The 26135-nt window shown below is 63.9% G+C and carries 19 protein-coding genes; 11 read left to right on the forward strand and 8 right to left on the reverse strand.

Annotation, left to right across the window (positions count from 1 at the left end; genetic code table 11):
- Position 1 precedes the first annotated feature (1 nt).
- From xylG to CUJ91_RS18815, 4 genes are all read left to right on the forward strand, one after another.
- Positions 2-1561, forward strand: a complete 1560-nt coding sequence (gene xylG, locus CUJ91_RS18800; protein WP_114156837.1) for a D-xylose ABC transporter ATP-binding protein — start codon at positions 2-4, stop codon at positions 1559-1561.
- The gene (locus tag CUJ91_RS18805) at positions 1558-2757 is read left to right on the forward strand and encodes a sugar ABC transporter permease (protein WP_053859637.1); all 1200 of its coding nucleotides are present in this window, start codon (positions 1558-1560) and stop codon (positions 2755-2757) included. The genes xylG and CUJ91_RS18805 overlap by 4 nt, the downstream gene beginning before the upstream one ends.
- Before the next feature lie 251 nt (positions 2758-3008).
- Positions 3009-5276, forward strand: a complete 2268-nt coding sequence (locus CUJ91_RS18810) for a xanthine dehydrogenase family protein molybdopterin-binding subunit (RefSeq protein ID WP_208716179.1) — start codon at positions 3009-3011, stop codon at positions 5274-5276.
- A 14-nt stretch (positions 5277-5290) separates the two neighbouring features.
- Positions 5291-5749: a (2Fe-2S)-binding protein gene (locus tag CUJ91_RS18815; protein ID WP_114156838.1), complete on the forward strand. Its 459-nt coding sequence runs from the start codon at positions 5291-5293 to the stop codon at positions 5747-5749.
- 226 nt (positions 5750-5975) lie between these two features.
- Here CUJ91_RS18815 and CUJ91_RS18820 read toward each other — a convergent pair whose 3' ends face one another.
- The 6 genes from CUJ91_RS18820 to CUJ91_RS18845 all read right to left on the reverse strand — a co-directional run bounded on the left by CUJ91_RS18820 (position 5976) and on the right by CUJ91_RS18845 (position 14102).
- Positions 5976-7517 carry an efflux transporter outer membrane subunit gene (locus tag CUJ91_RS18820; protein ID WP_114156839.1) on the reverse strand — a complete coding sequence of 514 codons (1542 nt, stop codon included), beginning with the start codon at positions 7515-7517 and terminating at the stop codon, positions 5976-5978.
- A complete protein-coding gene (locus tag CUJ91_RS18825) occupies positions 7514-8479 on the reverse strand; it encodes an efflux RND transporter periplasmic adaptor subunit (protein WP_114156840.1) in 966 nt (321 codons plus the stop codon). Before CUJ91_RS18825 ends, CUJ91_RS18820 begins: the two co-directional genes overlap by 4 nt.
- Before the next feature lie 7 nt (positions 8480-8486).
- Positions 8487-8696 carry a DUF1656 domain-containing protein gene (locus tag CUJ91_RS18830; protein ID WP_006047726.1) on the reverse strand — a complete coding sequence of 70 codons (210 nt, stop codon included), beginning with the start codon at positions 8694-8696 and terminating at the stop codon, positions 8487-8489.
- 33 nt (positions 8697-8729) lie between these two features.
- Positions 8730-10832 (reverse strand): FUSC family protein, encoded by a 2103-nt coding sequence (locus CUJ91_RS18835; protein WP_114156841.1) that lies wholly within the window; start codon positions 10830-10832, stop codon positions 8730-8732.
- An 89-nt stretch (positions 10833-10921) separates the two neighbouring features.
- Positions 10922-12580, reverse strand: a complete 1659-nt coding sequence (locus CUJ91_RS18840; protein ID WP_029971573.1) for an ATP-binding protein — start codon at positions 12578-12580, stop codon at positions 10922-10924.
- A gap of 4 nt (positions 12581-12584) precedes the next feature.
- Positions 12585-14102, reverse strand: a complete 1518-nt coding sequence (locus tag CUJ91_RS18845) for an ATPase domain-containing protein (protein WP_006047729.1) — start codon at positions 14100-14102, stop codon at positions 12585-12587.
- 166 nt (positions 14103-14268) lie between these two features.
- Here CUJ91_RS18845 and CUJ91_RS18850 point away from each other — a divergent pair, with 166 nt between their 5' ends.
- Entirely contained in the window at positions 14269-14709 is a 441-nt protein-coding gene (locus CUJ91_RS18850) for a hypothetical protein (protein WP_053859632.1), read from the forward strand.
- Between the two features lie 20 nt (positions 14710-14729).
- Here CUJ91_RS18850 and CUJ91_RS18855 read toward each other — a convergent pair whose 3' ends face one another.
- Positions 14730-15326: a histidine phosphatase family protein gene (locus CUJ91_RS18855; protein ID WP_114156842.1), complete on the reverse strand. Its 597-nt coding sequence runs from the start codon at positions 15324-15326 to the stop codon at positions 14730-14732.
- A gap of 217 nt (positions 15327-15543) precedes the next feature.
- Between CUJ91_RS18855 and CUJ91_RS18860 the strand changes: the two genes are divergently transcribed.
- Both CUJ91_RS18860 and CUJ91_RS18865 read left to right on the forward strand, forming a co-directional pair.
- On the forward strand, positions 15544-15765 hold the full coding sequence (locus tag CUJ91_RS18860; protein ID WP_006047732.1) for a CbtB domain-containing protein: 222 nt from the start codon (positions 15544-15546) through the stop codon (positions 15763-15765).
- Between the two features lie 11 nt (positions 15766-15776).
- Positions 15777-16589, forward strand: a complete 813-nt coding sequence (locus tag CUJ91_RS18865; protein ID WP_006047733.1) for a CbtA family protein — start codon at positions 15777-15779, stop codon at positions 16587-16589.
- A 17-nt stretch (positions 16590-16606) separates the two neighbouring features.
- Here the strand turns inward: CUJ91_RS18865 and CUJ91_RS18870 are convergent, their stop codons facing one another.
- Positions 16607-17359, reverse strand: coding sequence for a 2OG-Fe(II) oxygenase (locus CUJ91_RS18870; RefSeq protein ID WP_114156843.1), 753 nt, complete (start codon positions 17357-17359; stop codon positions 16607-16609).
- Positions 17360-17537: 178 nt separating this feature from the next.
- Here CUJ91_RS18870 and CUJ91_RS18875 point away from each other — a divergent pair, with 178 nt between their 5' ends.
- The 4 genes from CUJ91_RS18875 to CUJ91_RS18890 all read left to right on the forward strand — a co-directional run bounded on the left by CUJ91_RS18875 (position 17538) and on the right by CUJ91_RS18890 (position 26131).
- Complete coding sequence (locus CUJ91_RS18875; protein WP_114156844.1) at positions 17538-18380, forward strand: HTD2 family dehydratase; 843 nt, start codon at positions 17538-17540, stop codon at positions 18378-18380.
- Positions 18381-18719: 339 nt separating this feature from the next.
- Entirely contained in the window at positions 18720-20525 is a 1806-nt protein-coding gene (locus tag CUJ91_RS18880; protein WP_114156845.1) for a DUF2138 domain-containing protein, read from the forward strand.
- A gap of 27 nt (positions 20526-20552) precedes the next feature.
- Entirely contained in the window at positions 20553-21317 is a 765-nt protein-coding gene (locus tag CUJ91_RS18885; RefSeq protein WP_114156846.1) for a DUF1175 domain-containing protein, read from the forward strand.
- Positions 21314-26131: an alpha-2-macroglobulin family protein gene (locus CUJ91_RS18890; protein WP_114156847.1), complete on the forward strand. Its 4818-nt coding sequence runs from the start codon at positions 21314-21316 to the stop codon at positions 26129-26131. Before CUJ91_RS18885 ends, CUJ91_RS18890 begins: the two co-directional genes overlap by 4 nt.
- Positions 26132-26135: the final 4 nt, after the last annotated feature.

Here is a 26135-nt window from a genome sequence, read left to right on the forward strand (position 1 = left end):
AATGACGCAACCGTTACTGACGATGCGCGGCATCGTCAAGGCATTTTCAGGCGTGAAAGCACTCGACGGAATCGACCTGACGGTCGCGCCGGGCGAGTGCGTCGGCTTGTGCGGCGAAAACGGCGCAGGCAAATCGACGCTGATGAAAGTACTGTCCGGCGTATATCCGCACGGTACGTGGGATGGCGAAATAGCCTGGGAAGGCACGCCGCTGAAAGCAGCGGGCATACGCGACACCGAGCGCGCCGGCATCATCATCATTCACCAGGAATTGATGCTGGTGCCCGAATTGTCTGTGGCCGAGAACATTTTTCTCGGCAATGAAATCACGCTGCCCGGCGGCCGCATGAATTACGCCGCGATGTATCAACGCGCGGACGAATTGCTGCGCGAGCTCGGCATTCAGGGCATCAATGCGGCGCAACCGGTGATGAACTACGGCGGCGGCCATCAGCAGTTGATCGAGATTGCGAAGGCGCTCAATAAGCGCGCGAAGCTGCTGATTCTGGATGAACCGTCGTCGTCGCTTACTTCCTCGGAGATCGCCATTCTGCTGGACATCGTGCGCGATCTGAAGCGGCGCGGCGTGGCCTGTGTCTACATCTCGCACAAGCTCGACGAAGTCGCCGCCGTTTGCGACACGATCAGCGTGATTCGCGACGGACGCCATGTCGCCACCGAGCCCATGCACGCGTTGACGACAGACCGCATCATTTCGCTAATGGTCGGACGCGAGATCAAGAACCTGTTCCCGCGCGAACCGCATCCGATTGGCGACGTCGTTTTCGAAGCGCGCAACGTCACCTGTTTCGACGTGACGAATCCGCGCCGCAAGCGCGTGAACGATGTGTCGTTCGCGTTGCGGCGCGGCGAAATTCTCGGTGTGGCCGGGCTCGTCGGCGCGGGGCGCACGGAATTGATGCAGGCGATTTTCGGCGCCTATCCCGGCACGAGCGAAGCGACGGTCGTCATGGAAGGCAAGCCCGTGAAAATTCGCGCGCCTATCGATGCGATTCGCGCGGGCATCGGCATGGTGCCGGAAGATCGCAAGCGCCACGGCATCGTGCCGGGCCTGAGCGTCGGCCACAACATCACGCTCGCGGTGCTGCAGCGCTTTGCATCGGGTGGACGCATCGATTCGGCGGCCGAGCTAGACACGATTCATACGGAAATGAAGCGGCTTTCCGTGCGCGCCGCTCATCCGATGTTGTCGATAGCGAGCCTTTCCGGCGGCAATCAGCAGAAAGCCGTGCTCACGCGCATGTTGCTGACCGATCCCAAAGTGCTGATTCTCGACGAACCCACACGAGGCGTCGACGTCGGCGCGAAATTCGAAATCTACAAACTCATTTTTCAACTGGCGCAGCGCGGCATGTCGATCGTGATGGTGTCGTCCGAATTGCCGGAAGTACTCGGCATTAGCGACCGCGTGCTCGTGATCGGCGAGGGCGAATTGCGCGGCGATTTCGTCAACGACGGCCTCACGCAGGAAGACATTCTCAGCGCCGCGATCCGTCCCGTGCAGCGAGTCCCGAACCCAACCGCAGCGAGTGCAGCATGACGCCCGACGTTACTTCCCAACGCGCCGACAATACTGCGCCGCGAGGCGCATTCGGCGGTCCGCAACGCGTTCAGCAACTGTTCGCGCGCTACAAGATTCTCGCGCTGCTGATTGCCGTGGCCGCCATCTGGATTTTCTTTTCGGTGCTCACGCACGGCGCCTTCGTGACGCCGCGCAATCTGTCGAACCTGCTGCGGCAGATGTCGATCACCGGCATGCTCGCGTGCGGCATGGTGTTCGTGATCATCGCGGGCGAGATCGATCTGTCGGTCGGATCGCTGCTCGGTTTGCTCGGCGGCGTGGCCGCGATACTCGACGTCAACCGTCACTGGCCGATAGGCGTCACGTTGCCCGCCGTGATGCTGCTCGGCGTGCTCGTCGGCCTCTTCAACGGATGGTGGTCGACATACCGGCGCGTGCCTTCGTTCATTGTCGGTCTCGGCGGCATGCTCGCGTATCGCGGCATTCTGCTCGGCGTGACAGGCGGTTCGACCATCGCGCCGGTCTCCGACAGTTTCGTGTTCGTCGGCCAGGGCTATCTGCCGAAACTGGCCGGCGATACGCTTGCCGTCGTGCTGTTTCTATTGCTCGCGTTTCTGACGATACGTCAGCGCCGCAATCGCGAGCGCTATCAGTTGAGCGTGGTGCCGGTCTGGCAGGACGTTGCAAAAGTGGTCGGCGCGGGCGCGATTCTCGCGGGCTTCGTGGCGACGCTCGATCGTTACGGCGGCATTCCGGTGCCCGTTCTTCTGCTGCTCGCGTTGCTCGGCATCTTTACCTGGGTCGCCACGCAAACCGTCTTTGGCCGACGCATTTACGCAGTCGGATCGAATCTCGAAGCGACGCGCCTGTCCGGTGTCAACACGAATCGCGTGAAGCTCGCCATTTTCGCGCTGATGGGATTGATGTGCGCGTTCGCCGGCATCGTGAACACGGCGCGCCTGGCCGCGGGTTCGCCGTCGGCGGGCTCGATGGGCGAACTGGACGCGATTGCCGCGTGCTTTATCGGCGGAACGTCGATGCGCGGCGGCTCGGGCACGGTCTACGGCGCATTGATCGGCGCGCTCGTGATGGCGAGTCTCGACAACGGCATGTCGATGCTCGACGTCGATGCCTACTGGCAGATGATCGTGAAGGGCGGCATTCTGGTGCTCGCCGTATGGATCGATGTCGTGTCGGGCTCGAACCGGCGCTGAGCCTGTTGACCAAAGCAACGCAACGCAAAGCCGCACGCTCTGCACATTTAATGAAACGCCCCACGGCACGCTAGCCAGGCGGTCCGCCTCGCTAGCGTGCCCCTCGCGCCCGCCCCGCGCGCGCACGGCTTCATCCGACGAATTTAAGTCCGCGGCCGTTCCTCCGTCTTACTAATATTGCGTGGGGACGCAGGGCGCGCATCGCGCCCTTGCAGCTTGTTACCGGCGGGCAAGCCGATGGGCCATTCATCATGAAGCGCAGAACCTTCGTCATCGGCGGCGCCGGCGCGGTGGGTGCGTTGCTGGTCGGCTGGTCCGTGCTGCCGGCGCGGCAGCGTCTCACGACCGACGCGCCGTTACCCGTCGAAGGCACGCAAACAGCGCTCAACGGCTGGGTCAAGATCGCCGCCGACAACAGCGTGACGATCATGATGAGCAAGGCGGAAATGGGCCAGGGCGTTCACACCGGTCTCGCGATGCTGCTTGCCGAAGAACTCGACGCCGACTGGTCGCGCGTGCGTGTCGAGGACGCGCCGATCGACAACATCTACAACAGCGTGCAGAACGTCATCGACGATCTGCCGTTTCGTCCCGATCACGACAGCATCACGAAGCGCGCGGTCGTCTGGTACACGCGCAAGCTCACGCGCGAAGCCGGCACGATGATGACCGGCGGCTCGTCGAGCATCAACGACCTGTGGACGCCCATGCGCGAAGCGGGCGCCTCGGCGCGTGCGATGCTGATTGGCGCGGCCGCCGCGCAATGGCACGTCGCGCCCGGCGAGTGCGTGACGCAAGGCGGGTATGTCACGCATCCGTCGGGACATAAGGCGAGCTTCGGCGAGTTGTCGTCGATGGCGGCGCAACAACCGCTGCCTCGCAAGGTGGCGTTGAAAGACCCCGCGAATTTCACGCTGATCGGCAAACCGTTGCGCCGCATCGAGGCCGCGTCGAAGATCAACGGCAGCGCGCGATTCGGCATCGACGTGTTGCCCGACGGCCTGCTCTACGCGAGTGTCGTGATGTGTCCGACGCTCGGCGGCACGGTTGCGAGCTTCGACGCGAGCGCGGCGCAGCGAATGCGCGGCTTCGTGAAGGCGCTCGCTTTCGAGCCGTATGCGGGCGGCACGGGCGGCGTCGCCGTCATCGCGGACAATCCATTTCGCGCGACGAACGCCGTCGACGCGATCAAAGTGACATGGCAGCATGGCGCCGCGGCCACGCTTTCGAGCGCGGAAGTGGAGCGCCGTCTCGCGCTCGCCCTCGACGACGGCGACGGCCACGCGTACTACCGCCGCGGCGACATCAACGATGCGCTAAGCGGCGCGGCGCGCACCATCACGGCTGAATATCACGCGCCGTATCTCGCGCACGGCGCGGTCGAGCCGCTCAACTGCACCGTGCAGGTCGCGGACGGCGCGGCGACCGTCTGGGTATCGACGCAAACGCCCGCGCTCGCGCGGCGGCACGTCGCCAAAGTGCTGCATATCGACGACGACAAGGTTCATGTGCATGCGCAGTTGCTCGGCGGCGCATTCGGGCGACGCCTGGAAACCGATTACATTGCGCAGGCCGCCGCGATCGCGCGCGAGGCCGGCGGACGTCCGGTGCAAACGCTATGGTCGCGCGCGCAGGACTTTACGCACGACTTCTACCGCCCCGCATGCGTATCGCGCCTGAAGGCGGGCTTCGACGATAACGGCAAGCTCGTCGCGTGGCACAGCGCGTCCGCGAGTCAGGCCATCGTGCCCGAAGCGCTCGCGCGTTATTACGGCGCGCCGCGCATTCCGCTCGACAAGACGACAGTCGAAGGCGCGTTCGATCAGCCCTACGAGTGGCCCACGGCGCGCGTCGCGCACAAGATCGTGGACTTGCCGGTGCCGGTCGGCTTCTGGCGTTCGGTTGGCCACTCGCACCAGGCCTTCTTCACCGAGAGCTTTACCGATGAGATCGCCGCCGCCACCAGCCAGGACCCCATTGCGTTTCGCAGCGCACTGCTTGCGCAGCATCCGCGGCATCTGGCGGTGTTGCAGCGAGTGGCTGCGTTGTCCGACTGGGCGCACCCGTTGACGTCTGCCGCCGATGGCGCTCCGCGCGCGCGTGGCGTCGCGCTTCACGAGGCATTCGGCAGCGTGGTCGCGCAGGTCGCGGAAGTATCGATTGGACCGCACAGGATGATTCGCGTGCACCGCGTGGTTTGCGTGATCGATTGCGGTTTGCCGGTGAATCCGAATCTGATTCGTCAGCAGATGGAGAGCGGAATCGTATTCGGCCTCTCGGCCGCGTTGCAGGACGAGATCACGATCGTCAACGGCCAGGTCGAGCAGAAGAACTTCGTCGACTTTCCGGTTGTGCGAATCAACGATTGCCCGATCATCGAAGTCGACATCATGCCGAGCCAGTTGCATCCGCAAGGCGTCGGCGAACCGGGCGTGCCGCCGATTGCGCCGGCTGTTGCCAATGCAGTGTTTGCACTGACCGGCAAGCGACTGCGTACGTTGCCTTTGAAGTTCACCTGAAGCCGGAGACCGATATGGCAGCGCTCAACATCAACGGACGCGCGGTGGCTGTGCAAGTCGAGCCGGACATGCCGCTATTGTGGGTGCTGCGTTGCGAGCTCGGCATGACAGGCACGAAGTTCGGCTGCGGCGTCGGCATTTGCGGCGCCTGCACGGTGCATCTGAACGACAAGGCGTGCCTGTCGTGTCAGACGCCCATGTCCGATTTGACCACGCAGAAGATCACGACCATCGAAGGGCTGCAAGGCGGCGAAGCGCAGGCACTGAAGGCCGCGTGGATCGATCTCGATGTCGTGCAGTGCGGCTATTGTCAAAGCGCGCAACTGATGGCCGCTTGCGCGCTGCTCAAACAGAAGCCGCATCCGAGCGACGCCGACATCGACACGGCCATGAGCAATATCGTCTGCCGTTGCGGCACGTATCCGCGGGTGCGCGCCGCGATTCATCAAGCGGCGAAGCGCCGGCCTGCGTAGCGCAAGCCGGCGCTTCGCGAGCGAGCAACGGGCTTAGCCTGCCAGAATTTCGACGATGGCCACGACCGCCGTGAAGATGCCGATGCATCCGCCCAATGCTGCTGCGCTTTTCATGAATGACGACATACCTTGGCCTCGTAACGTGTGGTGAGTGCCAGGTATTTAACCGTAAATGAAAGGCAAAAGAAAGTTATTCAAAAATAAAACGTAAGGTCGGGTGATGCGGCTACGGGGCTTGGGTTTTTGCTGCCGATGTCCGTGCCGAAGCCGAAGCCGGTGTCGAAGCCGAAGCCCCCGCCACCCCAGGCGCAGCTTGCCCATCCCGCTCCCACCCGCCGCCGAGTGCCAGAAACAGATTCACCTGGTCGATCGCCACCTGACCTTCAGCCGCTGCGACTTGCGCTTTCGTCGACGTCAGCGTGCGCGTCGCGTCCAGATCGGAGATGAACGACTCGCGGCCCGCGCGATACAGCCGGTGCGTTTCGTCCGCGGATTGCGCCGCGGATTTCAGCGCGGCCTGTAGCGCTTCCGTGCGAGCGTAGTCCGATGCATAGGTGGCAAGGCTGGTCTCCGTTTCGCGCAACGCGGTCAGCACGACGCCGTCGAAGCGCGCAAGCGCGACCTGGCTCGACGCCTGCGCTTCGCGCACGCGGCCGCGCGCGCCGTTGGCGGGGAACGTCCAGCTGATCAGCGGACCGAAGCCCCAACGCGCTGTCGGTGACGTGCCGAGATCTTCGAGAACGCCCGTCAAACCCGCCGATGCGCCGATGCTCACGGTCGGATACAGCGCGCCGGTCGCAACGCCGATACGCGCCGTCGATGCCGCCAGTTGACGCTCGGCTTCGCGCACGTCGGGCCGGCGCCTCAGCAGCGCGGCGCCGTCGCCGACGGGAATCGGTTGACGGATTTGCGGTAACTTTTCGCAGGCGAGAACCGCGGGCGGCAAATCGGACGGCGCGCGCGCGAGCAGTGCCGCCAGCCGGTATTGCGCGATCTTGCGACGCGCGGTGTAGCGCGGAATATCGGCGGACAACGTATCGACCTGGGTTTGCCCGCGCGTGACTTCCGTCTGATTGCCGCGGCCCACGTCACGCAAACGCCGCGAGACATCCACGCGCTGTCTTTGCAACGCGAGCGACTGCTGCGCGATCTTCAGTTCCTCGGCGGCCGAGCATTGCTCGACGTAGGCGCGCACCACGTCGGCGACCACTGAGATGCGCGCGAGATCGCCCGCGGCCTGCACGGCGTCGGCGTCGGCCTGCGCCGCTTCCACGCCGCGCCGCAGCTTGCCGAACAGATCGATTTCATACGCGACGCTGATGCCGACGTCGCCTTCGTTCACGACCGGCAGTTTCTCGGTCAGCAGGTATTGTTCGGCCGATTCCTGCGCGCGCTCAAACACCGCCGACGTCTTGCCGGAAAAGCCGCCTTGCGCCTGAGCCACGCCGAGCGCCTCGCGCGAGCGCGCGAGATTCGCGGCGGCGACGCGCAAGTCGGTATTGGATTGCAGCGCTTCGTCGACGAGACCGTTGAGCACCGGATCGTCGTACAGCTTCCACCACACCGCGGGCACGTCGGCGTGTGACGTGAGCGCGGAGTCCGCGCCTTCGATCGGCGCATTCGCAAGCGGCGCGTTCACGAGTGCGTCTTTCGGCAGCGAGTAGTTCGGGCCGACATTCATGCAGCCGTTGAGCAACGCGGCCAGCGGAACCAGCGCGAACGCGCGCAAAGGCAGGAGCAAAAACGCCACGAAGCGAGACGCTTTCATTGCGAGGCGCCCGAAGTCGCCGCGGCAGTCGCAGGCTGGGTTGCGGAGGGAATCGACGCCTTCGCCGCCTGCGCGGGACGCGCGGCGCGCGCCTCCGCCAGCTCGCGCACCGATACGGTAGCGGTGCGCCCCGCGATCATCCGGAAATCGGGCGGGACTTCATCGAGCGCGACACGCACCGGAATGCGCTGCGCGAGCCGCACCCAACTAAACGCAGGATTCACATTGGGCAGCAGATTCGTGCCCTGCGTGCGGTCGCGGTCCTCGATGCCCGCGACGATGCTTTGCACATGCCCGCGCAACACCTGCGGCTCGCCCATCACGCTGATGTCGACCGGCTGTCCGATGTGGATGCCGCCGAGCTTCGTCTCCTCGAAGTAGCCGTCGACGCGGAACGAATGCATGTCCACCACCGACAGCACCGCGCGTCCCGCCGCGACGAATTCGCCGGCACGCGGCGCGCGATCGTTCAGATAACCGTCGACGGGGCTCACGATCGTCGCGCGTTGCAGATTCAGCTTCGCCGTGTCGATGGCGACGTTCGCATCCGCGAGCGCCGCTTCCGCCTGGTCGACGCGCGAGCGGCTCTCTTCCGCGACTTCGGCGGCGACGAGGTTGCCGAGCTTGCGATTGCGCACGTCTTCGCGGCGCGCCTGGTCGAGCGTCGCGCGCCGTTGCTGCGCCGTGGCCTGCGCCTGACGCAGCGCGAGCGCGTAGCGGGCGTGATCGATCACGAACAGCACCTGGCCTTGCCTGACCTGCTGGTTGTCCACCACGTCTACCGATGAAATCAGCCCCGACACGTCCGGTGCAACCTGGATCACGTCGGCGCGTACGTGTCCGTCGCGAGTCCACGGTGCGAACATGTAGTAGCCGATCAGCTTCCACAGCACGAGCGCCGCGGCCACGACGACGATCAGGGTCAGCACGATCTGACCGACGGAGAACCAGGTTTTTTTCACGTTGATTTCACGAAACGAGTCTGTGCGAAACGACGACGACAAGGCCCAGCACCAGCACATAGATGCCGAGATCGAAGATCGAGCGATGCCACACGAAGCGGTAAAAGCCGACACGCGCGAGCACCGCGCGAATCGCGAGGTTGATCAGATAGGCGACCAGCATCAGCACGAGCACGGCCGGCACAAATACGCCGAAGATGTCTATTTCACCGATCATCGTGGGAATGGGGCCAAGGGGTTGAACGGCGCATCAGGCGCTTGCCTCCTGCGCGGGTGGCGTTGCGGCTTGCAGCGTGGCCGGAAAGAGCGAGAGACGCAAGCCGATCAGCGCGTGCAGCGCGTCGCGCAAGTGACGTGCCGAGGTTTGCGCGGTCGCGTCGGGCGTGCCGGCATCCGCGAGTCCTTGCGCGGTGACGCGCGCGACGGCCGAATCGATCGACGACATCAGGCTCGCGGGCACGGGCTCGCGCGCGTGGCGGTTCGCGCAGCTTTCGTAATAGCCGCGCACGCCGTCGAGCACCTGCTCGATCGCGGCCGGCGCCTCGCCGCCGAGCTTGCGCGTGAGACGGCGCAGGTCGAGGGAATTGAACGCGATGCGCAGATCGCGAAAACTTTCGATGGAAGGATGACGATGGTCGTCGGTCGCGGCGAGCCGTGGGATCAGTTGCATCAGACGATCCAGCATGCGCGCGGCGTGATTGCGCGGGTCTTCGATGGGCCGCGTCGACGCGGTCAACGCGACATCGCTCCAGCTCGAGCGCAGCAGGCGAGCCGCCGCGAGTTCGGCGCCGAACGGCCGCGTCACGCGAGTCCACAGATAAGCGTAAAGAAGTCCCGCGAGGCCGGCGAGGTTGCTGTTGAGGAAGGTCAGAAAGTTGGCGTCGTACGCGTCCTGAATGCTGATGAACGTGGCCGTGTTCACGGCGACGAGCACCGTGACCATATTGAACTGCGGGCGCGGAATCAGCGTGCCGACCAGAATGAACGGCGCGGCGAACAGGATCACGAGCATCGGAAAGTCGTGTACGTGCGGCAACACGGCAAACAGATAGACGCCCGCGGCTAATACGCTGATCGCGGTCGCGACGAAGAAGCGGAACACCATCGGCGCGGGTTCGTCGAGTGCGGCGAAGAAGCAGCAGGCGACCGCCGCGAGCGTCACGGCGCTTGCGCCGTCCGCCCAACCGGAGGCGATCCACAGACTGCACGCGAGTATCACCGCGGCCGCGGTCGAGCCGGTCGAGAACAGCATCATGCCGCGGTCGAAAAAGCGCTCGGTGCCGCCGAGCCGCCAATGGCGAAAACGCGGCCGCCACAAGCCTTCTTCACGCGTGATGATGATGCGCAGCGAGCGGCAGTCCTCCCAGACGTCGATCACCTGCTTCATGCGCCACAACGCGCTCGACAGCAATGCGCCGTCCCAGGTGGTGAGCGCCTCGGGCGGCGGCTGCATCGCGGCAATGCGCTCGCGCAGCGCATTCGCGGCCTGGTCCGCATGATGGCCCGCGCTCGCGGCCGGCAGCGGCGCATTGAACCATTTGACGATGTCGGCAAGCAGCGCCTCGAGCCCTTCCGGCCACTTGTGGCTGCCTGCGTTGTAGAGCGCGATCAGCGGATCGGCGAGCGCCGACATGAGCGGCAGCAGCAACTGCATGCGTCCGCGAAGTTCATGCGCGCGCGTGAGAAGGTCAGGGCGCGTGTGATCGTAGGCGAGCTGGCTGAGCAGCAATTCCAGACCGTTGATGGTCGCCGCGAGCCGCTGCCGCGCGCCGGAAATCGCCGCGCCTGCAATGCGGCCCGACAGCGTTTCGGTCGAGTAGAAAGCGGCGTCGCGAAACCATGCATCCGTCCGCTCGATGATGGTCGGCGCGAGCCGGCTCGGAAACACCACGCTGCCCACGATGCTCGCGCAGACGATGCCGAGCGTGATCTCTTCGGTGCGGCTCACCGCAAGATCGAACACGCCTGCCGGATTCGTGACCGCGGGTAGCGCGATGATCGGCAGCGTATAGCTCGCGAGCAGAAACACGTAGCTGCGTGCCGTGCGATCCGAGATCGCGAGAAAGAGCAGGGTGCCGACCCACAGCGCGAGGACCACGCTGAACAGATACGGCGATTCGACGAAGGGCGGCACGAGGAGCACGGCCGCCGACGCGCCGAGCGCGGTGCCGAGCGCACGATAAATCGCCTTCGAGCGCGTTGCGCCGACGAACGGATTCGACACGATGTAGACCGTCGCCATCGCCCAGTAAGGCCGCGGCAATTGCAGTGCGAGGCCGATGTACAGCGCGATCATCGCGGCGGCAAACGTCTTGACCGAGAAGAGCCAGTCGCGAAGGGAGGGGTAGATCATGGCGCGTTACGCTGCACTGTCAGACAATCGTTAGCCAAGCAATGTAGTTGGAAAATTTTCTGCGCGCCGGCTGAAGCAGGCGTTTTTTTTCAGCCAATCAATCCGAGCCGGACGGTCCGCGCGAGATCGTCGAGCTGGAAAGGTTTGCGCAACACCGTGCAGCGCTCCACCGAAAGACCGGATATATCGACGTCGGCGTAACCGGTTGCGAGAATCACCGGCAGATCGCTGCGCATCTTACGCGCTTCCGCGATTACGTCGATGCCATTCATGCCAGGCATCGCGAAGTCGACCATCAGCAGGTCGGGGTTGTCGTCCGTCAGACGGGCGAGTCCGGCGCGGCCGTCGGGGGCTTCCGTCACGTTGTAGCCGAGCATTTTGAGCGACTCGACGAGCATGGCCCGCACCTCGCTGTCGTCTTCGATCACGAGCACGCGCTTTTCGCCGACGGCGTTCGCTTCGGTATCGGAAGCCTTGGCATTCTGCGGCGCGACGCGCTCGCGCAGCGGCAGCCACAGTTCGACCGTGGTGCCGACGCCTTCCTGGCTGAAGAGCCGCGCGGTGCCGCCGGCCTGGCGCGCGATGCCGTACACCTGGCTCAGGCCGAGGCCGGTTCCCTTGCCGATCGGCTTGGTCGTGAAGAACGGATCGAACACGCGCGTGACGAGGTCGGGCGGCACGCCCGCGCCCGTGTCGGCGACTTCGATCACGACATAGCGGCCCTCGGCGAGTGTCTGGTCGGGCGCAGTGCGCTCCTTCACGCGCACGCTGAGCTCGCCGCCACCCGGCATCGCATCGCGCGCGTTGATCGCGAGATTCAGCACCGCAAGCTCGAGCTGGTTCGCGTCCGCGTGCGTCCACATCTCCTTGCGTTCGAAGTCGTTGCTGTAGCTGATACCCGACCCGAGCGACACGGTGATGATGTCGCGCATGCCTTGCAGCAGCGTGACCACGTCGACGGCCTTCAGGTCGAGGTTGCTGTTGCGCGAGAACGTGAGCAACTGGCCCGTGAGTTTGGCGCCGCGTTCGGTCGCGCGCTTGACGGTCGCGGCCATGCCGCGAATGCGCTCGTCGCCGCTCACGCGCGCGATCAACTCGGAGTTGACCATGATGACGTTCAGCAGATTGTTGAAGTCGTGCGCGATCCCGCCCGTGAGTTGGCCAAGCGCTTCCATCTTCTGCGATTGCACGAGCACGGCCTGCACCTTCGCGCGCTCGTGGATTTCCATCATCAGCCGGTTGTTGGCCGAAGCGAGTTCATGCGTACGTTCGGCAATCCGGCTTTCGAGCGAATCGTTTAGCTGGACTAATGCTTCTTGTGCTTCGATCCGTTCCGCGAGATGGCGGCGCGATTCGTATTGCCGCGCGCGCGCCCGCAGCGCCGACGCCACGGCTCGCCGCAGCGTCTCCGAGTTCAGCGGACGTTCAAGCACGACGACGTTGCCGAGCCGCTCGAGCACTTCGAGTCCGCGTGCCGAGCGATGACCGACGCGCGTCGCCGCGAGCAGGATAAACGGCAAGTCCGACCATGCGGGCTGATGTTCGAGCCATTCGAAGAGGCGCGTTGCACGGCTGTCGGCGAGCGCTTCTTCGGCAATCAGCGCGGTGCCGACGCCGGCGTCGAGCGCTTCGGTCAGCGCGTCCGCATCGCTAAAGGCGACGCACGTCCGCTTGTCCTTGCTCAGGACTTCGGCAATGACATCGGCGTCGCGGCCAAACGGCGCGAGAATCAGGACGCGTTGCTCCATGAGCTTACTGCCGCGACGTATCGATGAGGTGATCGGTCGCACCGAGCAGCGCGGTGCTGCCGCTATAAGACGGCAACCCGGAGAGCACGCCTTCGAAGTCGCGCAGCGCTTCGCCCACCTCCACGCCGTTGTTCGACAGCCTGAACTGGCGGATCGAGCGTTCGTGCGCGTTCGCGCGGCTCTTCACGGCGGTCACGGCGGTCAGGACTTCGCCGTGGTGCTCGAAGTAACGGAACAGAACGACTACGTCGCTCAGATAGCTGATGTCGATGTCGGTCTGAATTTCGCCGATGATGCCGTGCTGCCCCAGCACAAGCATCGTGATAACGCCTTGCTGGTTGAGATAACCGAGCAGTTCGTGCATTTGCAGCAGCAGGTAGCGTTCGCCCGGCATCGCTTGCAAGTACGCATTCAGGCTGTCGATCGCTACGTATTTCACGCCTTTTTTCTCGACGGACATGCGAACGTCGCTCGCGAATTCTCCGGGAGAGATTTCGGCGGGATCGATCTGACGCAATGTGAGCAGCCCGCTTTCGACATAGGGCTGCAGGTTCAGGCCGACCGTCGTGCAGCGCGCGATCAGCGTGACGAGCGTTTCGTCGAACACGTAGTAGACGCAGCGCTCGCCTCGCTCGAGAGCGGCGATCAGGCACGAGACCACGGTCGTGGTCTTGCCCACGCCCGAGGGGCCGACGATCAGCGCGTTGGTGCCGGGTATCAGGCCGCCGCCGAGCAGCACGTCGAGACCGGTCGTGCCGGTGCTCACCGTCTGCGTGTCGAAATCCGCGTGATGTTCGGCCGCGACGAGCCGCGGATAGACCTTGATGCCGCCGGTGTCCAGCGAGAAGTCGTGATAGCCCTCGCGGAACTTGATGCCGCGCATCTTCGCGATGCGCATACGCCGCCGGTTGCCGCCGTAATCGTGCACGACGTTGTCGAGCGAGATCACGCCGTGCGCGATGCTATGCAACTGAACGTCGGACGGATCGGATGTGTTGTCGTCGAGCAGCAGCACCGTGCATGCGCGCGTGGCGAAATAGCGCTTTAACGCAAGGATCTGCCGACGATAGCGCAGCGTGTTCTGCGACAGCAGCCGCAGCTCGGAGAGACTGTCGAGCACGATGCGCGCGGGCTTGAGTTCTTCGACTTGCTTGATTACGTTGCGCACGGTCTCGCCGAGTTCCACTTCAGCCGGATGCAGCACGGTCTGCTCGAATTGCGGGTCGAGGCCTTCGTCGGAAAGCAGCTCGAGAATGTGGAAGCGGCCGAGATCCCAGCCGTGACTGTCCGCGACCGAGATCAACTCGGAACGCGTCTCCGAGAGCGTAATGTACAGACCTGCCTCGCCTTGCTCAACGCCTTTGAGTAAGAATTGCAATGCCAGGGTAGTTTTACCCGTACCCGGCGCGCCTTCGACGAGGTACATGCGGTGCGGCGTGAGGCCGCCTCCCAGCACGTCGTCGATCCCGTCGATTCCCGAGCAAAGGCGTTTAGGCGTGTGATTGTTCGCGTCGTTTGACATGGCGTAGTCGTGGCGTCAATGAATAAACCGGGCTCGGTCAGCCGGTATCGCCAGGATGCAAGTTGCATGCCTATTTGCAGGGTGCATTCGCTTTGCTTCGCCGCGAGGGCACGAAGCCTGCTGCTTTGGCGCAATCCATCAGCCACTTTCAAGGACGCGCGCCGCTATGAAAATCAGCACGCTGTTCACCAGCACGCTCGCTGTCGCGTTACTCGCAAGCCTCACGCCGTATCGCGCGAATGCCGATGATTCGCCGAGCCCGTGTTCGTCGTTGAAGCGGATCGTGGCCGCGGCGCCGGACGGATTCACTGCGCTTTCGCCGGACGACGGCAAGGGCGTCGCGCAACCGTATGGCGACGACGCGCAATGCTCGGCGGCGCGGGGAAGCTATCAGTGCATGTGGACGCCGCATCGCGATGCGGGGTCGAGCGCGGACGCATTGCAAGCGGTCGCCGCCGACATTGCTTCATGCCTGCCGGACGCGACGCACGATCAGAATTCGCCGGGACGTCAGCATTTTTATCTTGGTGCGCCGGCGAGGCGCACGCAGATCACGTTGACGTCTGCGGGATCGGGAAAGCTGCGTTTATCGGTATCGGGCAAATGACGATGTGTGCTCTGCGAGATTCACGACGATGCGGGCCACCATGTCCAGCCGCGTTGTTCCGAGCGATGCAGTTCGACCACTGTTAGCGGTGCGATTTCGATGCGAGGGAAGATGGCCGACGAGGCGGCCAACGCATGTATGACAGCGGCGCGGATGATCGCTGCGTGGGTGACGGCGATGACGTCGCGCGCGTTGCTCTGCGCAACGTCGAGCGTGTCGAGCCATTCGCCGATGCGCTTCACTGCCTGACCGAATGACTCGCCGCCGTGCGGGGCGGCGTCGGGATCGTGCATCCATGCGGTTAGGTCGATTGGCGTTTGCGCCGCGAGGTCGGCAAGGCGCCGGCCTTTCCAGTTGCCGTAGTCGATGTCGGCGAGCGCTGCGTCCACCTTCGCGTTGAGACCCAGGGCCGAGGCCGTATCGCGTGCGCAAACGGCGGGGCTGACGAAAGCGGGCGCTTCGTTGAATGCAGCCAGATGCGATAGATGCGACAAGCGCGCTTGCGCGGCTTGCGCGTCAGCGAGGCCGCGAGCGTCGAGTGGATCGTCGGCGGGAAAGCGGCCCGCGCGCATGGCCGCGGTTGGCGCATGGCTGATCAGCAGCAGCCGAAGGTTCATTTTTCGCGTTCCATTCAATATGCGCGCGCGTCAGTCCGCGCTAGCTGGCGCCGAAGTTTACCGCGTAGAATAGCCGGACTGCGAAGCGCGGAAGCCGGTGAGAGCCCGGCGCGGTCGCGCCACTGTAATCGGCATCGCAAGCCGAAAGCCAGACCTGAGCTTCGCACCATTCCTCTGCAATCGACTACGGGGCGCGTTACCCCAGGAGATGTCCTTCATGACTGAAGCTGTTTTCGATCCCGCTCGCGAGCCCGCTGTTCAGCCCACGCCGATTCCGCTGCGCGAATTGTTGCCTTGGGCCGTGTTCGGCGGATTGCTGTTGCTGCTCGCGCTGTACTTCGTCGGCGCGGAACAGGGCGCCACGTCTCTCGTGCCTGGCATGTACGTGCATGAGTTCGTGCACGACGGCCGCCATCTGCTCGGCTTTCCCTGCCACTAACGGAGCAGAACATGGTCGGTAAGTTGTTGTTGCGCGGCATGCTTGCAGGCATCGCCGCAGGGCTCGTCACGTTCGCGTTCGCCCGAGTGGTGGGCGAGCCGCAGGTCAATCAGGCGATTGCGTTCGAAGAGAAAGCCGGCGAGGCGGGTGGTGCAGCGCATGGGCATGAGCATGGACATGCGGGTGCGGCTACTGCTGCTGCCGATGCCGATGAGCACCAGCATGCACATGAGGAGGAACTCGTCAGTCGCGATACGCAAGCCGGTTTGGGATTGCTGACCGGCGTGGTCGTGTACGGCGCGGCGTTCGGCGGATTGTTCTCGCTCGTGTTTGCCTACGCTTACGGGCGAGTCGGCCCAATGAGTGCGCGCGCGTTGTCGGCGTGGCTCGCGCTTGGCGCATTCGTCGCGCTGGTGATCGTTCCGAACATCAAGTATCCGGCGAATCCGCCCGCGGTCGGCGACCCCGCGACGATCGGACCGCGCACGGGACTGTTCTTTCTGATGATCGCGATCTCGCTGACAGCGCTGGTCTTTTCGCTGAAGGTCCGACGCCGCGCGGCCATCAAGCTCGGTGCATGGAACGGATCGATTGTGGCAGGGCTTGTGTTCGTCGCGATCATTGCCGTTGTGCAGGTGTCGATGCCGGTTATCGATGAAGTTCCTGCGGGTTTTCCGGCAGCGCTGCTGTGGAAATTCCGCGTGGCCGCGCTTGGCATGCAGGCGATTATGTGGGCGACGATCGGGTTGCTGTTTGGGGCGGTTGTTGAGCACAGTTCATTCATGCGTGCAGATAATCGGCGGGTGGGGGCGAGGGTGGTTTGAGGTTGTTGGGCGACGCCTCAACTCCCATCATGAAAAATAACCCCCACCGTACACCTCCGCCCCGACCGTAACCGACTCACCCCATGCCGCAGCTTCACCCGATACGCCCCGCGCGTGCCCTGCACAGGCCGATGATGAACCGCGAACACCACGGCGTCTCCCTTGCGCAGCGGCACGACTTCCGCGCGCGACTGCATCCGCGGACGCTGCTCGGTCATGACGAATTCGCCGCCGGTAAAGTCGTCGCCGGGTTCTGACAGCAGAATCGCAACCTGTAGCGGGAAAACGTGCTCGCCGTAAAGGTCCTGATGCAGGCAGTTGTAGTCGTCGGTGGCGTATTGAAGGATCAGCGGTGTAGGCCGCGTCTGACCCGCGGCATGACAGCGCTCGATAAACTCCGCGTGCGCCGCCGGATAGCGCACATCGATTCGCATCACTTCATTCCAGCGATTCGCCACCGGCACGAGATGCGGATAAAGCCTGTGGCGCAATTCCGCGATCAACGGCGGCAACGGATACGCAAAGTACTTGTATTCGCCCCGCCCGAAACCGTGCCGCGCCATCACAACGCGGCTGCGATACAACTCCTCGTGCGGATATAACGCGGTGAGCGCGTCGCATTCGTCGCCGGTCAGCAGCTTGGGCAACATCGCGCATCCATAGCCGTTCAGTTCTTCTTCGACGTTGAACCAGTCGATCGCCTCGATGCGCGGTGCAAGCGAACTTGCGTGAGCCGGGTTATGGCGCGACGGCTTCGCCACCGTATTCATGACTGTCTCCCTCTGCGATATACGAACGATGATTCAGTGTAAGCGCGTGTCCGGCGCCGCGCACTCCGACTCTTGCTCTGCAATTCTCATCGATGCGATAGAACGTTAAGCTTTGCGGAACCGTATCGCGTCGTCCATAGTAGGTGCTGTGAATCTGAATGCTCACCGGAGGCATGCCATGTCCGATGTAATAGAAAAACTCGACGATTGGCTCGGCGCAGAGCAAGTCGCCAAAGACCACATCACCGCGTTTCCGCTGGCAGCCCTGGCCGCGACGCTGAATCGCGACGAAACCGGCGATACCATTCCGCCGCTTTGGCATTGGCTCTATTTTTTGCCGATCTCGCCGCTCTCCGAAGCCGGCCCCGACGGCCATGCGAGGCGCGGCGACTTTCTGCCGCCGGTGCCGCTGCCGCGTCGCATGTGGGCGGGCGGCCGCTTGACCTTCCATGCGCCGCTGAAGGTAGGCGAGCACGCCACGCGTACGTCGACGATTGCGAACATCGAAGAAAAGACGGGTCGCTCGGGCCGCCTCGTTTTCGTGACCGTGCAGAACACGATCGAGGTCGACGGTCAATTGAAGCTCGAAGAAGAGCACGACATTGTCTACCGCGATGCGCCGCCGGCAGACGCGCGGCCGCAGCGGCCTCAACTCGCGCCGGAAGGCGAAACGTGGAGCCGCACCATCGACGCCGACGCCGTCATGTTGTTCCGCTATTCGGCGTTGACCTTCAACAGCCATCGCATTCACTACGACCAGCCTTATGCGACGCAGGTGGAAGGCTATCCTGGGCTGGTTGTGCACGGTCCGTTGATCGCGACGCTGCTGGCCGACCACGTGCGCCGCGAACAACCGGAAGCCACGCTGCAGAGTTTTGCCTACAAGGCGCTTCGCCCGACTTTTGCCGGTCAGCCTTTGAAGGTGTGCGGCACGCCGTCGACGGATGGTAAAACCGTCGAATTATGGGCAAAAGATCATGAAGGATTTTTGACGATGCGGGCGACGGCGGCAATTGGCTAACTTCAGAACGGAAGTGATTCCGTTCTGCATACGCTGCGCGACGTTTAAAATTGCGCGTAATCCAAAGACCCGGCTCGTGTAGGTTTTTTGCCTCTAATGAAAACGATATTGCTGCACGAGTTGTGGGGCGACTACCGCATTAGCCGACTGGCACGGCGGCGCATGGTTTTATAATCTCCCGCTGCATTAATCGAAGTCAGCTCGATTTTGTTAAATGCAGTTTCGGCTGTTGTCCGGTTAAAAATATCGGTTATCATCGCTGCCTTCAGCGATCGGTTACGGCGGCTTAATGCGACCGGCATCGACGTTAATATCGTCGCATCGAACAGAAAAAATCAGATGAAGATGTCGCGTAAAAAGATTGCAATCCTCGTGGCCGTGCTTCTGATCGTGGCTGCCGTCGTCATTCAGGCGGTGTGGCGTCCATTCGCACATCGCAAGGCGGCCAATACCGGGGAAGTCGTTCTCGATATTCACCATCCCGACGCGGTGATCGACAGCGAAGCACTCTCGCGTTTGCCGCGCGACATGTTGCGTGTGCCATTACTTCACGACGTGCTCACGCAAGACTTCGTCGACTATTACGAATCGGCCAATACGCGCCTTTCCGCCGAAGGTGCTTTGCGGCGCCTCGCATTCGAACATCAACTGGACTGGCGCGACGAACTGATTCGCCGTGTTTTCGATGAACCGGCGCATGTGCTGCTGTGGCGTTCGCCGGACGGCCGGCTCGGCTATTGGATCATGTCCATCCGCCGGAACGGTCTTGCGAAATTGCTGCAAGGCGTGGGCAACGTCGCTGCAAGCGACTCGCAACTGAGCCAGGTCGCGAAGCTCTCGGGCGACGTGCCGGTCTATGCATTGAAACTTGCAGTCGGCCGCACGCTTTTGTTCGCGACGAAAGACGACCGTCTGGTCGTGCTGTCCGCGCCGGGCGTGCTGCTCGACGAAAAGGGCAATGTGCTGAGCGAACGCGCCGATGCTGTGTCCGACATGCTCTCGTCCGGTCGCGACGATGCCGCGCGCGCCTATCGGCTGGATGCGGCCGGCGATGCGCCGAAGGGTCATCGTCTGATCGTGTCGGCGAATTATCTGTCGTTCGGCTATCAGGCGTTCTTTTCCGGCATCGACGCGTTGCGCTTTGATTTTTCGCCGAACGGCAACGCCGCGGCGAGCTGGCGCACCTCGGCGTTGATCGATCCTGGCAAGCTGCCGCAGCAGTGGAACAGCGCTGACTTGTGGCGTGCGTTGCCGGCCAACGCTGCGGCGTGCACGAGCTTGCCGGCGGACTGGAAAGAGGCATCGGCGCTATTGGGCAAGGTCGCCGATGGCGGCGATGCGGCCGCGGCAATCGGCGATCGTTTGACAGGACCGGCGGCTGTCTGCTGGTATGCGAAGTCGGCGCTGGTCGCGCCGGTGTTCATCGCGCGCGTGAAGGCGCAGGATGCCGCGTCCATCGCGGCGCTCAAAAGCGCGCTCGGCAAGACGTTCGGCGACGTGATCGGCGCCTATGAAGCGAAGGCGGCGAAGGCGGACGGCAACGACGCGGGCTATCGTCGCTTGCCTGTCAGCACGCGCGAGCAGGGCGCGGATGTCACCGTGTGGCAGCGGCCGGTCAGCGCTCGCTCGGGCACGGCGTTGAGCAGCAAGGCGTCGTTCGCTTCGCAGTTATCGGCGGAACGCTATTTCCCGGTGACGCTCGCGCTCGCGCACGGCTATGTGATTTTCTCGCCCGATGCGCGTCTCGTCGACGACACGCTCGCGGTGCTCGACAAGCGTTACCCCGCGCTCGCCGATACGCTCGCGCCGGAGCGTTTGCCGCGCACCATCCTCACGCTGACGCCTGCATCGGCGGCCGCGCTGATCGAACGCGAAGCAGGCGCCGCGCTGCCGGCCGATCAGGAGGCCGTATTCCGCAACGCGTCGCGCTCGCATCTGACGCCGAAGCTGCGCGCGCTCGCGCACTATCCGGCGCTGTCGTTGTCGCTGCCGCAGAGCTTGCCTGGCTCGACGGGCTGGGTGCCGGTCGAGTGGTGGTTCGATCGTGCGAAGAGCGATGCGAATAACGATGCGAGCGGCGACACCGCGTCGAACAACGCCGCGACTCAGGCGCCCGCGGACCAGCCCGGCACCGAGGGCGATTAAGTGCGCCGCCTTCGTGTAGCAGGCGCTATGCTTGCGCCTCGCGAGGCGCAAGCGGCGCGAGGAGTCGCGCTCGCGGCCTGGGATGCGGACACCGCAAGCGTCACCACGGCTTCTCGCCGCGCATGCCTCTCGCGCATCGCCACGTTTTTCGCGCTAACCGCCGTCGCGCCCTACGCGCACGCGCTCGGCATCACCACGACAGCGCCCGATCCCGACGCACTCACCACTCAACAATCCGCTGCGTTTCGCGCCTGGTTCACGCGCATCGTCGATCAGCAAATGCGCCGCGGCCCGACGCCGCGCTGGACGCAACGCGACTGCGCGGGCCTCGTGCGCTTTGCCGTCGGCGAAACGCTGCGCATGCACGACAGCAAATGGCTGCGCGCGAACGGCATGACAGGTCTTGCGGACACAAGCAGTCTGCCGCCCGAACTGCAACTGTCCGCATCGCAGCGCACGATCGCGAATCGCTGGACGCAGATCGACGGCTCGACGGGCGCATATGCGTCGGCCATCGCGCTGATTCAACGCAATAGCCGTTTCGTTTCGAAGGACGTCAACCAGGCGCTGCCGGGCGACCTGCTGTTCTTCGATCAGGGCGACGACCAGCATCTGATGATCTGGCTCGAGCGCTACATCGCTTATCACACAGGCACCGTCACGCCGACCGATACCGGTCTGCGCGCGGTCGCCGTTTCCGACCTGATGCAATGGAAAGATTCCCGCTGGCAGCCGCTCGACGGCAATCCGAACTTCGTCGGCGTATTTCGTTTGGACTTTTTGACACCATGACCCGAATGAATTCCGTTGTCGCGATGAGCCACTGGTTGCGCAGCACGCGCCGTCGCTCGGCACTTATCCTGGCGACGCTGCTTGCGGCCATCGCGCTCGCGGCGACAAGCAGCGTCGCGTTCGCCGGCGACGACGCATCGTCGAGCGCTGCCGCCGCCGAGTCCAGCATCGCCGCGAATCCCACCTTGAACGCCACGCCGACGAGCAACTACAGCTCGCAGAAGGTGGACGGTCAACCGTTCTTCCTGCTCTCGGATGCGAGCTTCGGCAGCAATCAGACGGCGCAGGTTCGGCTCGAAGCGCCCGGCCGCGATTTCAAGGACGCATTGCAGCCCTACGGCGGCGCGGACATCGTCGTGTATCGCGTGGGCAAACCGCTCGACTTTCTGAAGGCGCAGAAGAATTTGCATCGGCTGAATGTCGCGCCGAATTATCAGGGCGAAGGGCTCGCGAACACGCTCGCTTATTTGTGGGACCGCTGGTTCACCGAGGCGCGCCGCGCATGGCAGCGTGTGCTTTCGTTCGCGACCCGCAGCAAGGCAACCGAAGCCGCGCCGCAATTCAGGCTCGGCGAGCAAACCGGCAAGCAGACGCAATTTGAACAGAACTCGCAATTCGCGCCGCTGAAGGGCTACGACTTGGTCGCGCGCTTTCGCTATCCGATCTGGGACGCGAAAGTGATCGAGCCGCCCAAAGGCGTGAACCTCGCGGGCAGCAGCAGCAACTTTATCGAGGCAAGCGCGGGCAACGTGATGATTCCGGTCGGCAAGCTGCCGCCGGGGCTCTATATCGTCGAAGCCGTGATCGGCAACTATCGCGCGCATACGCTGCTGTTCGTGTCGGATACGGTCGCGGTCGTGAAGGCGGCATCGAGCGGAATGCTCGTGTGGACCACGCGGCGCGACAACGGCAAGCCGGTCGCGAATACGGACGTGAACTGGACCGACGGCGTGGGCGTTTTGCAAAGCGGCACGACGGGCGGCGACGGTGCGCTTCTGCTGCAACACGTCAGCCCCGAGCGCAGCTATGTGCTCGGCGTCGATCCGCAGGGCGGCGTGTTCGTGTCCGAGAACTTCTATTACGACAGCGAGATCTACAACACGAAAATCTACGCAGTCACGGACCGGCCGATGTACCGTCCGGGCGACCCCGTGCATGTGAAATTCATCGGCCGCACGTTCCAGAACGCGACGCAATCGTCGGCGCCCGCGGAGGCCGACATCAAGCTCGACGTGCTCGATCCGAACGGCTCGCCGGTCGCGACCACGAAGGCGTATTTCGCTTCCGATACAGGCGCGGACACGTCGTTCACGCTGCCCGCCGACGCGACCGCCGGCGGCTACACGCTGCGCTTCGACTACAACGGCGACGTGTATGGCAGCGCGTTTCGCGTCGCCGAATACGTGAAGCCGCATTTCGACGTCAACCTGTCGATGGACAAGGCCGACTACGCAACCGGCGAGCCGCTGAAGGGCAAGATCCAGTTGCGCTATCCCGACGGCAAGCCGGTGCGCGACAGCAAGATTTCGGTCACGCTGCGCGCGCAGAAAGTGACGATTGTCGACGGTGAATTACGCTATGCGGGGCTCTTCCCCGTCAAGCTCGAGCAGCAGGAACTGAAGACCGACAGCGACGGCAACGCAAGCCTCACGCTGCCGGCCGCGACCGAACCGAGCCGTTACGCGCTGACGCTCTTCGCGCAGGACGGCGCCGCGTACAAGGTGCGCGTGACGCGCGAAGTGCTGATTGCTCGCGGCGCGACGCCGTATCGCCTGACGACCGCAAAGTCGTTCTCGCAGCCGAAGGAAGCGGTGAGCTTCGATCTGCAAGCGCTGGCCGCGCTCGATCCCGCCGCGCATGCGCCGGCAAAATGGGAATGGACGCGTCTCGAATCGCAAACGCATGCCGAAGGCACGTTGAAGAGCGAAGCGAAGAGTGAGTCCAAGAGCGCGGGCGGCAAGCTGTCGTTCACGGTCCAATTCGATCAGCCCGGTTCGTACATGCTGTCGGTGAAGGACGATAGCGGCAATCTGCTCGCCGCCGTCAGCCATTGGGTCGCGGGCGACGGGCTCAAGGCGATTCCGGGCAGCGTCGAGATCGTGTTCGATCGTGACAAGTACAAGATCGGCGATACGGCCGAGGCGCTGATCACGTTCCCGTTACCCGTCGACGATGCGTTGCTGACGCTCGAACGCGATAACGTCGAGCGGCGCGCGCTGCTGAGCGCAGGCGGCGACTGGCTGCAACTGCAACGCGTGACGCCGATGCAATGGAAAGCGCGCATCAAGGTCGGCGAGGACTTCGCGCCCAACATGACGTTCTCGGTGCTGTACGTGCATGCCGGCGAATACGCGTTTCAGAACGCGGGCATCGTGGTCGCGCAGCCGCAGATCGAACTGAGTGTGAAAAGCGACAAGCCGGTGTACGGTCCCGGCGACACGGTCACGCTCAACTTCGACAGCACGTTGAACGGCAAACCGGAAGCGGCGAATCTGACGGTGAGCGTGGTCGATGAAATGGTCTACGTGCTGCAGCCGGAGATCGCGCCGAACATCGTCGACTTTTTCTATCATCCGCGACGCAACAACGTGCGGACCTCGTCGAGTCTGTCGTTCATTACCTACGACCTCGCGCGTTCGCCGCTCAAGGGCGCGCCCGGCGGCCCGCAACGCGCGAACTACAACGAGCGCGGCGTGAAGGTGCTGGAACGGCCGCGTCGCGACGATCAGGACACGGCCGCGTGGGAAGGCAATCTGAAAACCGACGCGAGCGGCCACGCGACGATGACCTTCAAGATGCCGGACTCGCTCGCGCGCTGGCGCATCACCGTGCGCGCGGCCGCGCCCGACGGCATGGTCGGTCAGCGCACCGCATACGTGCGCTCGGACAAGGCGCTGTATCTGAAGTGGAGCGGGCCGTCGCGTTTCCGCGTCAACGATCAGCCGGCCATCGACATGATCGCCTTCAATCAGACCGATGCGGACATGGACGCTCAGTGGCTCGTCGAGGGCGGCGGTTTGTCGCTGAATCAGAAGGTCACGCTCAAACGCGGCGCGAATTATCTGCGTCTGCCGAGCGGCGCGTTGAAGGCCGGCGTGATCAACGCGAGCTTGCGCCGCGGCGATAAGGACGTGGACCGCTTGCAGACCACGATTCGACTCGACGCAAGCGGCTGGCTCGATCTGCATCAGAACACCGTCACACTCGACGGTACCGGCAAGCCGCTCAATCTACCGCAAGACGCGCAGGACGTGAGCGTGCGTTTCGTCGGCAATGCGGCGAGCCAGTTCATGCGCGTGGCCGACGATCTGATCGACTATCCGTATGGCTGCGCCGAGCAGACGTCGAGCCGGCTGATTCCGCTCGCGCTTGCACACGACGCGATCGGCCGTGGTGACAACGCCAGTTCGACGCAGGGCATCGAAGCGTTACTGCGCAATCAGCGGCAACGTCTTGCGATGCTTGCGGGCGTCGGCGGCACGTTCGGCTGGTGGGGCGATACGACCGGCGGCAGCGCGCTTATGACGGCCTACGCGTATTACGCGGACTGGCTCGCGAGCCGCAGCCTCGGCATCAGCTTGCCCGCCGCCAACTGGCAGCACGCGATGGAGGTGTATCGCGACGCCGGCGCGAAAGAGCCGCTGTTGCATCGTGCGTTGGCGCTGTGGTTCATGCAGCAGATGGGCTTGCCGGTTGCAACGCCGGTATCGGGCGTCGCGGCTGACTTGATGAACGATGCGGCGGCCACGGCGAAAGCATCGGCTCGCGCTGCGGCCAATGCCGCATACAGCCCGACGGACAGCATCGTGTTCGCGCAGGCCGACTCGCCGCGCGGCAAACAGATGGCGACGCTGCTTGTCGCGAGCATGGCACGCGGTACGGGCGCTCAAATGCCGGACGGTTTCGATGCTGCGGCAAGCGCGGCACGCGTCGCGTTGGGCAACGATCCTGCGCCGCTCGTGCAAAGCCTGCTTGCGATGTCAGGCGATGCTGCGGGCGTCGATGCGACCGCGTTGCTGGCGAAAAGCAGCGCCGACTACCCGACGCTCGACCGCGCGTTGACGCTGCTTTGGTTGCGTAAGGCGTTTGGCGGCGACGTGGCGGCTGCGTCGTTGCCGTCGCTGCAAGGCGCGGGTTGGACGCGCGCTGCGACAGCGACCGGCACGCCGTTGTGGAAATGGACTGGGGCCGCGCTGCCGTCCGCGCTCGACGCAGGCGCCGCGCGCGCGGACGTCAGCGCAATCGTCTCGTTCCGCAGTCATGCGAGCGAGGACAGTCGCCTGAACATCACGGTCGCGCGTCGCTTCTACAAACTCGAGCCGCTCGAAGTGAAGGCCGATCCGAAGAAGCAGGGCGCCGCCGAGAGCAGCGTCGGTCGCTCGGCGTTCACCGCACGTCTCGTGAAATCGGGCGATGCGATCGACAGCAATGCGCTGTACGTCGACGAAGTGACGCTCACGCCGCGTTCGGGCAACGCCTATCACTATGGGCTGCTCGACGTGCCGCTGCCGCCTGGCGGCAGCGTCGAAGCGACGAGTTGGGGCGTGTCGATCGACGGCTTGCCGGGCGAGAAAGAAGGCGAGAGCGGGCCGCAACCGTTCGCGCGCGCGGCATCGTATGAAATGGGCGAGCTTTCGTATCATCAGCCGGTGCCTTTGCTCGACCGTCCGGTCGCGTTGCGGCAACTGGTGCGCTTCGCATTGCCGGGCACGTTCGCATTGCCGCCCGCGCGCTACTTCCGCATGTATCAGCCGGATGCGAAGGCGTTCGAAGGCGGCAAGAGCGATCGCGCGACGACGCTGCGCATTCAATAGCGAG

Origin of the sequence: Paraburkholderia graminis, from assembly GCF_003330785.1 — a bacterium.
GTDB classification, from domain to species: domain Bacteria; phylum Pseudomonadota; class Gammaproteobacteria; order Burkholderiales; family Burkholderiaceae; genus Paraburkholderia; species Paraburkholderia graminis.